The following is a 12,912-nucleotide window of genomic DNA, read 5'->3' as shown; positions in this document are numbered from 1 at the left end:
GGGTAAATGGGCAATGGCGGTTCTGCTGGGGCTGGCCGGGCCCGCGCAGGCGGGGCCGGACGGGGCGACGATCTATGCCGATCTTTGCGCCTCCTGCCATGCCGAAACGCGGCTGGGCGGCACTGGCCCCGCTTTGATCCCTGAAAGCCTTGGCCGTTTGCAGGGCGACAGGTTGCAGGCGGTGATCGCCGAAGGTCGCGCGATGACGCAGATGCCCGCCTTCCGCGACACGCTGCGCCCCGAAGAAATCGCGGCGGTGGCCGATTATCTCTCGGCCCCGCTGGCCGCCCCGCCGGTCTGGGATGCGGCGGCGATCGGCGCAACGCGCGAGATGACCACCGATTACCACGCCGCGCCCGCGCCGGTGTTCACCGCCGACCCCATGAACATCACGCTGGTGGTGGAAACCGGCGACAGCCATATCTCGGTGCTGGATGGTGACAGTCTCGCGGTGCTGGATCGGTTCGAAACTCCCTTCGCCGTGCATGGCGGTCCAAAATTCAGCCCTGACGGGCGCTATGTCTTTGTCATGTCGCGCGACGGCTGGGTGCAGAAATACGACATCTGGTCACTGCACGAGATCGGTCGGGTGCGCGCGGGCCTGAATAGCCGTAACATCGCCATGAGCGCCGATGGCAAATGGCTGGCGGTGGCAAATTACCTGCCCGCGACACTGACGATCCTGTCCACAGAGGATCTGAGCGTCGCACGCGTGATCCCGGTTGCGGATCGGCAGGGGCGGCCCAGCCGGGTCTCTGCCGTCTATCAGGCGCCGCGCCGCAAGACCTTTGTGCTCGCGCTGAAGGACGTGCCCGAAATCTGGGAAATCGCCACGACCGAGGATGGCGGCCCCTATTCCGAGGGGCTGGTGCATTCCAATGAAAACGGCATGGAAGAGGCGATGGGCGTCGAACGCGGGTTGTTCGCGCGGCGGCGCATCGCGGTCTCGGCACCGCTGGACGACTTTTTCTTCGACCCCGACTATCGCAACCTGATCGGCGCCAACCGCGAGGGCGAGACGGGGGTGGTGGTCAACCTCGACGTCGGGCGCGAGATCGCCAGCCTGCCCCTGCCCGGCATGCCGCATCTCGGCAGCGGGATCAGCTGGATGCGTGACGGGCGCCGCGTCATGGCCGTGCCGCATCTGAACGAAGGTCGGATCAGCGTCATCGACATGCAGGACTGGCATGTGGTGAAGGTGATCGAGACTTCGGGGCCGGGCTTCTTCCTGCGCAGCCACGACGGCGCACCGCAGATCTGGGCGGATGTCTTTACCGGGCCGCACAAGGGCGAGATGCATCTGATCGACAAGCAGACGCTGGAGGTGGTGAAGGTGCTGAAACCCGAACCCGGCAAGACGGTGGCCCATACCGAATTCACCCGCGACGGCAGCAGGGCGCTGGTCTCGGTCTGGGAGCAGGAGGGCGCGGTGATCGTCTACGACAGCCGCACCCTTCAGGAAATCACCCGACTGCCGATGCGCAAGCCTTCAGGAAAATACAATGTCTGGAACAAGATCACCTTCGAAGACGGCACCAGCCATTGACCCGCGCCGGATATGGTGGCTCAGGCTGTGGATCTGGCCTTTTGCGACCGGAGCGGTGGCGATCAACCTGTTCCTGCTGGGGCTGATCCTGCATTCCGCCGGTTTTGCCAATATCGCCCCCGTGTCCGCGCTGGTCTGGAGTCTGCCGCTCGGCCTCCCGGCGACCTGGGCCGCTTCACGCTGGATTGGCGGGCTGATCGCCGAGGCGGAGCGGTAACAACCCCGCCTTGCCCCCAGCGCAATGCTGCAATGCAGCATCTCCGGTTGTGAGCCCGGCCCTGCCGGCGTAAGTTCAGCCGCAAGGGGGGAAACCAACCGATCCATGCTTCAGGAGGTTTCCATGAGCTATACATCAGATATTCCGGACCGCAACGCGAGCCTTGGCAGGAAGTTTGGTGCGCAGGTTCTCGCATCTATTGGCGCTGCGCTGACCCGCTATGGCCGGATCCGGTCGCGGGCCGACCGCGTGGAACAGCTTCAGGCTCTGAGCGACGCGGAACTGGCCAAGCTTGGCCTGACCCGTGACCGGATCGTGCAGCACGTCTTCCGCGATCAGTTCTATTACTGAACTGTGAGGCCCCTCAGCGCCTCAGGGCGTTGATGATGTCCAGCGCCATCGTGTCGGAGAATGTGACGTGGGCGATCATCAGATCGCGCGCGCGGTCCCCCGCCGCATCCAGAATCGCGGCGGTGATCGCCTCGTGATCGCGGGCCGAGCGTATCTGTTCGCCCGGCAGCGCGTGGCGGGCTGCCAGATAGCCGATCAGCCGGTTCCCGGCGCCTAACGCCATCGCCCTCAGGTGCTCATTACCCGCCGCCGCCATGATACAGCGGTGAAAGGCAAGGTTCAGGTCATAATAGGCTGGCTGCGGACCACTGGCCGCGAGACAGGCGCGCGCGGCCTCCGACAGTTGTTCGGCCTGTATCGGGCCGATGCGCCGCGCCGCGCGATAGGCCAGCGCGCCCTCGGCCTCGGCCAGAACCTCGATCATCTTCATCAGCGCTTCGGCATCCAGCGCAGCAATGCGCGCGCCGTCGCGTGGGCGGCGTTCAATCACACCCACAGCTTCGAGCGCGATCAGCGCCTCGCGAATCGGCGTGCCGGAAATCATCAGCCTTTCGCGCAGATCCACCTCGTCAATGCGGTCACCGGGCAGCAGGGCACGCGCCTGCACCCGTTGCAGGATGTCATCGCGAACCTGATCCGCCTGCGCGCCCATATTCCCTAACTCCTTGATCCGGCATGGTCGATCAGGAGATAGCACACAAATTTCCACCATATAATTATAATTAAAGATTCTAAAATTATAGTTATTATTGACAGACCTGCTTTTTCACCCGACGCTTCCAACCATTGCAACTGGCATGAAAGGGAGGTCATGTCCGCCACCGCAAGGATCAGCAAGATCGACGATGACCTGCCCGCATTTACCGGGCCGGACCTGTGCAGGCTGGAAGCGACCGAGGTCGTGGCCCTGCTGCGCAAAGGTGAAATCTCGCCTGAAGAACTGCTGGACGCGGCCTGCGCGCGATTGCAGAAAGTGGAACCGGCGATCAATGCAATGCCCATCCTGTGCGAAGAACGCGCCCGCGCCGCCGTGCACAGGCTGGACCGCAGACCTTCGGAGCATTCCGGCTGGTTGGGTGGCCTGCCCTTGGCCATCAAGGATCTGACGCCGGTCGCCGGGGTGCGCACCACCTTCGGCACACGGGGGCTTGCAGACTTCATACCCGATCATTCCGACCCGCTTGTCGAACGGCTGGAAGCGAGCGGCGGTCTGGTGGTGGGCAAGACCAATACCCCCGAATTTGGAGCGGGCGGCAATACGTTCAATGAAGTCTTTGGCCCGACCCTCAACCCCTGGGACACGCGGCTGAACGCGGGCGGTTCATCCGGCGGTGCGGCTGCCGCGCTGGCGACGGGCGAGGTCTGGCTAAGCCATGGCTCGGATCACGGAGGATCGCTGCGTACTCCGGCGGCTTATTGCGGCGTCGTGGGGCTGCGGCCCAGTCCCGGCCGGGCCGGCGGTGGATCGGACGCCATCGGCTACATGATCGAAGGGGTTCAGGGTCCAATGGCGCGGTCCGTGCGCGATTGCGCGCTGTTTCTGGATGCAATGGCGGGGTATGAGCCGCGCTTTCCGATTTCGTACCCCGCACCGCACAAGTCGTTCCAGACCGCCGTCGCCGAAGCCGAACCCCAACTGCGCATCGCCTATGCCCCCGATCTGGGCGGCTTCTCAGCCGTGGATGCCGAAATGGAAACCCACTTGCGCAAAGTGCTGGAGCGGCTGGCGCGCGAAGGGGTGACAGTTGAGGAAACCTGCCCTCCCCTGCCCCATCTGGAACGCACCTATCACGCCCTGCGCGGCGAGATGTGGGCGGTGATGGGCCGCCGTCTGCCGCAGGAGATCCGCCGCCATTTCAAGGATACGCTGGAGGCGAACATGGCCTTCGGCGAAACGCTGACCATCGCGGAAATCGCCGACGCACAGCTGGACCGGACGGTGATCTACCGCAACATGCTGCGGCTGTTCGAAACCTTCGATGTGCTGGCCTGTCCGGTCGTGGGATGCATGCCGCATCCGCAAGAGGTGGAATGGGTGCGCGAAGTCGGCGGACAACAGTTGCATGGATATATGGACTGGCTGCGCTTTGCGTTCCTGGCGACCGTCACCGGCCTGCCCGCGATCTCGGTGCCGGTGGGGATCGGGCCGCGCGGGCTTCCGGTAGGACTACAGATCATCGGCAAGCCGCGCGGCGAGGCGGCGCTTCTGGCGGCAGCGCGGGTTGTGGAGCTTTCGGTTGGCGGGCCTTTCCGCCCCATCGACCCGGTGCTGCGGCATACCCCGCCCCCACTGGCGACCCAATGACGGCCGCAGCGGGGTTAAAGCGTTTCGGCGCGACGGGCGGCTTCGTCCAGCCGGATGGCAGCGCCGCGTTCGAACTCATCACTGTCGATCCAGTCGGCAAGCCTGTCCATCATACCCGTGAACGCCACAACCTCGGCGGGATCGAAGTTCTGGAACAGCAGCTCCAGCCCGACCTCCGACAGAAGATCGGCGCGGGCGCGCGCCGTGCCGCCGGTTTCTGTGATGTAAAGGCCAAAGCGGCGCGCATCCTGCGGGTCGTTGCGGCGTTCGACATGCCCGCCGCGCACAAGGCTCTGGATCAGCCGCGAGGCAAGGCTGCGTTCCAGCGCGCCATAGGTGGCGATTTCGGCAAAGCCGATGCCGGGGTTGTCGCCGATCAGCCGCAGCACCCGCACAGTTCGCACATCAAGCCCCACCAGGGCGACGAAACGATCATCAAGCGCCCTGACAGCAGCCGTACCCAGCATGTTCAGCTTGTAGACCGCGTTTCCCTGCCGAAACGCCTTTGACCAGTTCCTGTACATCGCGGCCTTTCCATCGCGTTTCGGCATGCGACCCCTGTGCAATACCGGCCCTGATCCATCAAGGCGCAAATATTCGTTAGGTACAATAGTATCAATATGAGACTATTTACAAATGCAACAATATAAACTGATTCGGGAGGAACATGATGGGGATGATCGAAAGCATCGTTGCGGCGCAGGACGAATTCGCCCGCATGCGCCGGGCCATGCACGAAAATCCGGGGCTCGGCTTTCAGGAGACCTTCGCAGCTGAGCTGGTGGCGACCAAGCTGCGCGAATATGGGCTGGACGAGGTGCATACCGGCATCGGCGGCACTGGTATCGTGGGCGTGTTGCACGGCACGCGGCCTTCAAACCGTACAATCGGCCTGCGCGCCGATATGGATGCGCTGCCGATCACCGAGGAAACCGGCAAGCCCTACAGTTCCAAAGTGCCAGGGGTGATGCATGCCTGTGGCCATGACGGCCACACAGCCACCTTGCTGGCGACCGCCTGGCATCTGTCGCGCGATCGAGATTTCGCGGGCAAGGTGCATTTCATCTTTCAGCCGGCAGAAGAGGGCCTGGGCGGAGCACTGGCCATGCTGAAGGACGGGTTGCTGGAGCGGTTTCCCTGTGACCGGATCTATGCCTATCACAACGCGCCAGGCTATGCGAAGGACCACATCTTCACCCGCAGCGGGCGGATGATGGCGGGCAGTCGCTTCTTCACCATCCGGGTGCAGGGCCGCGGCGGCCATGCCGCCCTACCCCAGACCACCATCGACGCCACGCAGATCGCCGCGAACATCGTGATGACGGCGCAAAGCATCGTCGCGCGCAACGTCGATCCCATCGAATCCGGCATCGTATCCTTCACCGATGTCTATGCCGGGACCAACAGCTTCAACGTGATCCCCGACAAGGCGTCGCTGAAGGGCTGCCTGCGCTATTTCAACAAGGCGGTGGGCGACCAGATGACCCAGCGCCTGACCGAGGTGGCACAGAGCGTGGCTGCCACCTATGGCGGCAGCGCCGAAATCATGTTCGAGGATATCTTCGTGCCGCTGGTCAACGACCCGGATGCGACCGCGATCGCGCTTGCCGTCGCCGCCGAAACGGTCGGCACCGAGAATGTGCATGGCGATGTGGCCCCCTTCACCGGCAGCGAGGATTTCGCCTTCATGGTCGAGGATGTGCCCGGCAATTACGTCATGGTCGGCGCCGGTCCCGGTGCCATGCCGCATAATCCGGGCTTCGATTTCAACGATGACATCCTGCCCACGGCAGCGAGCTATTTCTGCCGCCTGATCGCGGCGGAACTGGCCTGAACGAATAATCACCAACAGGGAAATCGAAATGGAACAGGTTCTTCAGGTCGCAAATGGCCCGGTCTTGTGGCTTTTTGCAACACTCGTGATCGGCGTCGTGGTGGTGCAGTCGCTGCTCTATCTGCGCATGACGCTGGATTTCTCGGACCGCTACGCCATCCTGACGGCGGAGGAACGGCGGGTGGTGTACAAGACCGCCGCGATCAATTCGGTCGGCCCCGCCATCGCGATCTTCTTCGTCGCGGTTTCGCTGATGGCCATGGTGGGCGGGCCGGTCACGCTGATGCGGGTGGGTGTCATCGGCTCGGCAGTGTTCGAGTTCCTCGCCGCCGATCAGGGCGCCAAGGCGCTTGGCGCGAAGCTGGGCGCCGATAGCTACACGCTTCAGGCCCTCGCGGCCTCAGTCTGGGTCATGACGTTGGGCGGCATGGGCTGGCTGCTTTCCGCCTTTCTGCTGACCAAGGGGCTGGACCGCGCGCAGGACAAGATGGCGGTCAGCAACCCCGGACTGATCCGCGCGGTCGGCACCGCCACCCCCATCGCCATCTTCGGTCTTCTGGGAGTCAATGCCGTGGTCGACAAGACCTGGCTCAGCAATTTCAGTATCGAGCCGGATGACATGGCCGCCGTCATCGCCGCCGCCGTGTGCATGGTTCTGCTGCATCTGGCAGGCAAGCACCGCGCCTGGCTGCGCGAATGGGCCGTGGGCCTTTCGCTGATCGTCGGGCTCGTCGCCGGTTCCGTCACCGGGCATCTGCTGGCCTGATCACAATAACATACGGGGAGACAAAACATGCCTGAACAAAACATGGAAGGTTTCTACAGAAGCAGCTTCATCCCGCGCGCCCATCGCATCGGTCGGCTGACGCTGGCTATTGCCATGGTGCTGTGCCTGATGCCCGCACTTTACCTGTCGTTCGTGCTGGGCGCCTTTCCGGGCGTCGGCCCGATCCTGACGGGCCTTCTGGCCATCGCCACCATCGTCGGCATCATGTGGGTGGTGGAGCCGGTTTCCTATTTCCCGGTTCTGGGGGTCTGCGGCACCTATATCAGCTTCCTGTCGGGCAACATCGGCAACATGCGCATGCCGGTGGTGATATCTTGTCAAAGCGCCATCGAGGCCGAGGCGGGTACCCGCAAGGCCGAGGTCGCGGCGGTGCTGGGCATCGTGGTCTCCGTTCTGGTGAACCTTGTGTTCCTGATTGCGCTGGTGCTGATCGGCAGCGCCTTGATCGCGGTCCTGCCCGCCCCGGTGGCGGAGGCGATCAAGGCCTATACGTTGCCCGCCCTTTATGGCGCGGTCGTGATCATGTTCATCAACAGCGCCACGCGCCGCAATGCGCTGACCGGGGCTGCGGCGGGGCTCGCCATCTTCCTGTCGCCGCTGTCCGAGATCTACAGCTCTGCCGCTGCGGGTATCCTCGCCATCGTGCTGGCGGTTGCGCTGAACTGGGGCAACCGCGCCGCTGTCCCGAAAGCGGCATGAGCCCCCTGCCCTGCCTGCGGGCCGTCCCGGTTCGGGGCGGCCCTTTCGTCATTCCCCGCCCGCCCGCAGCGCCGCGATGAGTTCGTGAAAACGGCTGCCCTGAATGACGACATGTGCATTCATTTCGGCCGCTGCCCGCACCGCCTCTCCGGCCTCGATTGCCGCGACGATGCGGCGATGTTCGTCCAGCGAACGCGTCATCCGTCCACGGAGCGTCAGCTGCCGGCGGCGATAGGGTTGCAGTATGGTTTGCAGCCGCAGAGCTTCGGCTTCGAGGAAGCGATTGCCCGAGGCGGCATAGATTGCCTGATGGAAGGCCGTATTCCGGCTGTAGTAGGCATCGGTGTCGCCAGTCTGGATCGCCGCTTCGCAGCCCGCCTGCGCGGTACGGATGCGTGCCACTTCGGACGCCGTCGCGCGGCTGGCAGCGAGGCGCGCGCACATCGCCTCCAGCTCCGCCATCACCTCGAACCGTTCGGTCAGCTCGACGAGGCCAAGCTCGGTCACGAATGAGCCGCGCTTCGGTTCGATCCGGACGAGTCCCGACGCTTCCAGGGCCTGTAATGCTTCGCGGATCGGGGTGCGTGAACAGGCAAACTCGGCCGACAGCGCTTCGGGGTCCAGCTTTTCACCCGGCACGAATCGGCCATCGACGATGGCATTTTCCAGCGCCTGCCGGATCTGCGCTGCGTTCATTCGGGCCGGGCGATCCAAGGCGACGTCCTGCTGAAGATTGATAACGGGTTGCAATTTAACCCTTCTTCGAAAGATGTCCAACATTCGTCATGTTATATACAACAATTATCTTAATATGTATAAGATGTCGCAGGAGGATATGCCATGCCACGCCCAAAACTCGCCTTTCTGACCGATCTGGTTCAGGCCATCACCGGCACTGAAGGGATCGGCCGCAAATCAGCGCCACCGGATGAAAATGCCACGCGCAAGGCTCTGGCCCGGCCCGCCCCCGAACGGCTGGCAGCCGCTTGCGAGGTGCTGATGGGCCGCGTCGGCGATGCCGCGCGCGTCGCGGTAGCGGAACAGGCCCTTGCCGCCTATGCCGAACTGGACGCGACAGGAAAGCGCGGCTTCTTCGATCTGCTGCGTGACCGCTTTGACGCTGACCCCACCCTCATCCGTCATGCCTTCGCCGCTTATGATGCGGCCCCTTCAGCCGCGACTCTGGTGCCGCTGTTTGACGCTGTGGAGCCGCCACGCCAGACCCTGCTCCGCCGTCTGAACACAGCGCCGGGAGCGACACGAAAGCTGGTCGATATGCGGGCCGACCTGTTGATCGCGATGCGCAACGATGCGTCCCTGCGACCGCTGGATGCCGATTTCGCGCATCTTTTTGCCTCATGGTTCAACCGGGGTTTCCTGCGGATGGAACGGATCGACTGGTCCACTCCGGCTTCCGTCCTTGAAAAGATCATGGCCTACGAATCCGTCCACCCGATGCAGGGATGGGAGGATCTGCGCCGCAGGCTCGATCCGGCCGACCGGCGGGTCTATGCCTTCTTCCATCCCGCGACCGGGGATGAGCCACTGATCTTCGTCGAGGTGGCGCTGACCCGCGATACCCCCGACCGCATCGCCCCGATCCTGACCGCGCCCGTCGCACCTGAGGCGGAGGAAGCTACGACTGCGGTGTTCTATTCAATCAACAACACGCTGGCCGGGTTGAAGGGCGTCTCTTTCGGTAATTTTCTGATCAAGCAGGTAGTGGCCGAACTTGCCGCAGAGCTTCCCGCGCTGCGCAGGTTCGTGACCCTCTCCCCTGCCCCGGATTTTGCGGCCTGGCTTGCCAGCGGTGAAGACGCGCGCGGTCCGGCCCTGGCAAAGCGGCTGGCTGTCGACGGATGGCAGAACGATCCTGCCAAAGCAGCCCGGCTGAAACCCGAGGTCGAGGCACTTGCGGCCCGCTACCTCACCGGCGCCCGCAACCGCTCCGGTGCGCCCCGCGATCCGGTGGCGCGGTTTCATCTGGGGAATGGAGCTGCCGCCTGGCGGGTGAACTGGCCTGCCGATCTGTCCGAAGGCGCACTGACGCGCGGCCATGGGCTGATGGTCAATTACCTCTACGAACCCGCCGCCATCGAAGCCCAGCATGAGGCTTTCGTTCGCGATGGCACCATCGCCACCGGCGCGCCCCTCGCGGCCGCCCTGACACGCTGATTTCAGCCGGAGACATCCATGCAGACGATCTATGAAAGCTTCCTTGCCTCGACCGAAGGCGCCCCCCAAAAGACGCTGTTCGAAAGGCCGGGCGCCCCCGATGTCACCTATGCGCAGGCGCGCGATCTGGTGCATCGTCTGGCCACCGTCCTGACCGGCTTTGGTGTGCAACCCGGTGATCGGGTCGCGGCGCAGACCGAAAAGAGCCCTGAGGCGATCTGCCTTTACCTTGCCACGCTTCAGGTCGGCGCGGTCTATCTGCCGCTCAACACGGCTTATACCGGCGCAGAGATCGACTATTTCCTGGAAGACGCCGCCCCGCTCCTGTTTCTGTGCAGCCCTGCAACGCGGTCAGAGCACCGGAGCCGCCAGTCAGCGGTGCTGCGCGTCGAAAGTCTGGGCGCCAAGGCGGATGGCACGCTGATGGATCAGGTCCGTATGGCCCACCCTATGACAAACCATGTTGCGCGGAAGATGGAGGATGCAGCCGCCATCCTTTACACATCTGGCACTACCGGCCGGTCAAAGGGCGCGGTGTTGACCCATGGCAATCTTGCGTCCAACACCGCCGCCTTGTCGCAGATCTGGCGCTATACCGCTGATGACCGCCTGATCCATGCGCTGCCGATCTTCCACACCCACGGCCTGTTTGTGGCCGTTAACATGACGCTAGCGGCTGGTGCCGCGATGATCTGGCTGACACGGTTTGAGACGGAGGAGGTGATCGGCCTGATGAGCCGGGCAACAGTATTGATGGGTGTGCCCACCTTCTACACACGGCTGCTGAAATCCGGCCGTCTTGATCATGCAGCGACCTCAAACATGCGGCTTTTCATTTCCGGTTCGGCCCCGCTGCTGCCGGAAGATCACCGTGACTTCGAAGCACAGACCGGCCACGCTATTCTTGAACGCTACGGGATGACCGAAACCTGTATGATCGCATCCAACCCTTATGACGGTTCCCGCAAGCCCGGTGCGGTTGGCATGGCCTTACCCGGGGTGGAAATCCGCATCACTGATCGCGAAACCGCCGGACCTCTGCCACGAGGCGAGATAGGCGCTATTGAGGTCCGGGGGCCGAATGTTTTTGCCGGTTACTGGAACATGCCGGAAAAGACAGCGGCGGAGTTTCGCGCGGATGGTTTCTTTATTACCGGCGATCTGGGGCAGATCGGCGAGGATGGCTACCTGCGCATTGTCGGGCGTGACAAGGATCTGGTGATCTCGGGCGGCTACAATGTCTATCCCAGGGAGATCGAGGCGCTGATTGATGAGATTACCGGTGTGGCTGAGAGCGCGGTGATCGGGCTGCCGCATCCCGATCTTGGCGAGGGCGTCACCGCCATCGTGGTTGGCGAAACGGAAGGCGTGATTGACGAGGCGGGCATTCTCCGCGCGATTGGCGATCAGCTTGCCCGCTACAAGCAGCCCAAGCGTGTGCTTTTTGTGCCGGAACTGCCACGGAACGCGATGGGCAAAGTCCAGAAAGCTGAACTGCGGAGACGTTTTGCGCAGCTTTACCAGAAGGGGACGCTGCCGGAGGCGTAACCGAAGCAAGCATGGCACGGAAGATGTTATTCTGTCCCGATGCATAAAATGCTGCGCAGCCAAGCCATGTTTACCCGGGTATACGTCTGATGGTCTCCTCGTGGGGGTACCAATGTTTACCGGGGCAAACATGCTCATGCCGTTTGCGGGCTTCGACGATTAACCAGCGAGCGGAACATACGCACAAGATCAAAGCCCTGTTGCCGTGCCTTGTCGGAAAGCCGGGACAGATAGCCTTGGGGGTTATGAATCCTTCCGAATGCCTCGATCAAACCCAGAACAGCGAGCGCCGCGCCAAGGGGGCCGAGACGGGTTCGGGCTGTCTCAACGACGGTTGGTGACAGACCAATCGCGGGTGCCAGAGCAGCGGAAAGGGCAACAATGTCACGCCAGCAACGTGGCTTCTCCAGCGCCATTTCTGCGGCAGTGGGGGCCAGGGCAAGACATTCATCGATGGAAAGATCAGCTGGGTTCCGATCCTCGTTCTGGGGTAAATCAGGTGTGACAGGCCCCTTGGCTATAAATTCGTCGCAGTATTCAGATTCATAAGATTCTTTTTTTGAACTCTGAATGTGCCGGTCATTTTGACTGTCGCTGGCGGTCAGATGAGATGTTGCTGAAGGCTGATCTACCGACGTTTCATCCACAGTATCGTTGATCTGGGCAAGAAGTTCGCTCAGTTGGTGGCTGTCGACCGAACGGCGCAGGGCGCGACGGGCCTCTTCGCAGGCCGTCGTTTTCGACGGATTGGTCTGGTGATACAATGCGTGGCGGATCATCGCGCGCAGAGCTTTGCGCCGCAGTTCTTCGCGGCGTTGCTCCTCCGCCAGCGCCTCAAGATCTAGGTCAAGGCTGAAGAGCGGGCCAAGGTCGATGCCATAGACCAGTTGCGCATCGCGAACCTGATAGCGCTTTCCGTTCGGGCTGAGTTTGCGGGCCAGCAACCCTTTTGACTGAAGATGAACGATCCGGCGCCGCAGGGTGCGTTCATCAATCCCGTCGCAGCGTTCCATCAGCGCGCGATTGGAGGCAAAGACAACCAGCCTCGTGGGATCGGCGTTATCCGGCACGAAGGACAACAAGCCGCGCAGGACCGTGATATCCCGGTCGCGCAGACCAAGCGGGCTGCGACAGATGCGGACAAGATCAAGCAGCCGCCAGCGCGGATCTTCGGACTTAGCAGCAGCTCGGGCAGGTTGCGGCGGACAAAAAGTACCTGCCCGCCGAACGTGCGCACGCACGGGCGATGACGAAATATGTTCCATGGCATGTTCAGTGGAACGATCCAGGCGGTCCGATGTCTCCGGACGCATACATCTGGCAGGAAAGCGATACTTTTCCCCAGAAAAAAGGACAAAAGATATCGGATCACCGCGATGCGATGTTGCGTGTGATTCGGGCCTGCGCTAGTTTGCTCTTGCTAGAAGATGAGCATTCTCAGGGTTGGCGC

The 12,912-nt window shown here is 62.7% G+C and carries 13 protein-coding genes; 9 read left to right on the top strand and 4 right to left on the bottom strand.

Going from position 1 to position 12,912, the window contains the following annotated elements:
- Nucleotides 1–13 precede the first annotated feature (13 nt).
- The 3 genes from IE126_RS12890 to IE126_RS12880 all read left to right on the top strand — a co-directional run bounded on the left by IE126_RS12890 (nt 14) and on the right by IE126_RS12880 (nt 2,114).
- Nucleotides 14–1,546, top strand: a complete 1,533-nt coding sequence (locus IE126_RS12890; RefSeq protein WP_189381319.1) for a nitrite reductase — start codon at nt 14–16, stop codon at nt 1,544–1,546.
- The gene (locus tag IE126_RS12885) at nt 1,503–1,763 is read left to right on the top strand and encodes a hypothetical protein (RefSeq protein ID WP_189381233.1); all 261 of its coding nucleotides are present in this window, start codon (nt 1,503–1,505) and stop codon (nt 1,761–1,763) included. The genes IE126_RS12890 and IE126_RS12885 overlap by 44 nt, the downstream gene beginning before the upstream one ends.
- A 123-nt stretch (nt 1,764–1,886) precedes the next feature.
- Entirely contained in the window at nt 1,887–2,114 is a 228-nt protein-coding gene (locus tag IE126_RS12880) for a hypothetical protein (RefSeq protein WP_189381232.1), read from the top strand.
- 13 nt (nt 2,115–2,127) lie between these two features.
- Here the strand turns inward: IE126_RS12880 and IE126_RS12875 are convergent, their stop codons facing one another.
- Nucleotides 2,128–2,766, bottom strand: coding sequence for a GntR family transcriptional regulator (locus tag IE126_RS12875; RefSeq protein ID WP_054302183.1), 639 nt, complete (start codon nt 2,764–2,766; stop codon nt 2,128–2,130).
- A 159-nt stretch (nt 2,767–2,925) separates the two neighbouring features.
- Between IE126_RS12875 and IE126_RS12870 the strand changes: the two genes are divergently transcribed.
- The gene (locus IE126_RS12870) at nt 2,926–4,419 is read left to right on the top strand and encodes an amidase (protein WP_189381231.1); all 1,494 of its coding nucleotides are present in this window, start codon (nt 2,926–2,928) and stop codon (nt 4,417–4,419) included.
- 14 nt (nt 4,420–4,433) lie between these two features.
- Here IE126_RS12870 and IE126_RS12865 read toward each other — a convergent pair whose 3' ends face one another.
- Nucleotides 4,434–4,970 carry a MarR family winged helix-turn-helix transcriptional regulator gene (locus IE126_RS12865; protein ID WP_229825469.1) on the bottom strand — a complete coding sequence of 179 codons (537 nt, stop codon included), beginning with the start codon at nt 4,968–4,970 and terminating at the stop codon, nt 4,434–4,436.
- A gap of 125 nt (nt 4,971–5,095) precedes the next feature.
- On the opposite strand from IE126_RS12865, the gene IE126_RS12860 reads away from it, so the two are divergent.
- Genes IE126_RS12860 through IE126_RS12850 form a run of 3 tightly spaced genes read left to right on the top strand, consistent with a single transcriptional unit; the run spans nt 5,096 to nt 7,739 of the window.
- Nucleotides 5,096–6,253, top strand: a complete 1,158-nt coding sequence (locus IE126_RS12860) for an amidohydrolase (protein WP_229825467.1) — start codon at nt 5,096–5,098, stop codon at nt 6,251–6,253.
- 28 nt (nt 6,254–6,281) lie between these two features.
- On the top strand, nt 6,282–7,019 hold the full coding sequence (locus IE126_RS12855; RefSeq protein ID WP_108129629.1) for a DUF5058 family protein: 738 nt from the start codon (nt 6,282–6,284) through the stop codon (nt 7,017–7,019).
- A 27-nt stretch (nt 7,020–7,046) separates the two neighbouring features.
- Nucleotides 7,047–7,739, top strand: coding sequence for a hypothetical protein (locus IE126_RS12850; RefSeq protein ID WP_054302179.1), 693 nt, complete (start codon nt 7,047–7,049; stop codon nt 7,737–7,739).
- Nucleotides 7,740–7,787: 48 nt separating this feature from the next.
- Here IE126_RS12850 and IE126_RS12845 read toward each other — a convergent pair whose 3' ends face one another.
- Entirely contained in the window at nt 7,788–8,519 is a 732-nt protein-coding gene (locus tag IE126_RS12845; protein WP_229825462.1) for a GntR family transcriptional regulator, read from the bottom strand.
- 60 nt (nt 8,520–8,579) lie between these two features.
- On the opposite strand from IE126_RS12845, the gene IE126_RS12840 reads away from it, so the two are divergent.
- Entirely contained in the window at nt 8,580–9,914 is a 1,335-nt protein-coding gene (locus tag IE126_RS12840; protein ID WP_189381230.1) for a malonyl-CoA decarboxylase, read from the top strand.
- Between the two features lie 18 nt (nt 9,915–9,932).
- On the top strand, nt 9,933–11,462 hold the full coding sequence (locus IE126_RS12835; protein ID WP_189381229.1) for a malonate--CoA ligase: 1,530 nt from the start codon (nt 9,933–9,935) through the stop codon (nt 11,460–11,462).
- Nucleotides 11,463–11,596: 134 nt separating this feature from the next.
- Here the strand turns inward: IE126_RS12835 and repC are convergent, their stop codons facing one another.
- On the bottom strand, nt 11,597–12,727 hold the full coding sequence (gene repC, locus IE126_RS12830) for a plasmid replication protein RepC (protein ID WP_189381228.1): 1,131 nt from the start codon (nt 12,725–12,727) through the stop codon (nt 11,597–11,599).
- Between the last annotated feature and the right edge of the window lie 185 nt (nt 12,728–12,912).

Source organism: Gemmobacter nanjingensis, from assembly GCF_014652195.1.
Lineage (GTDB): Bacteria > Pseudomonadota > Alphaproteobacteria > Rhodobacterales > Rhodobacteraceae > Gemmobacter > Gemmobacter caeni.
This window is presented reverse-complemented; position numbering and strand designations above follow the sequence as displayed.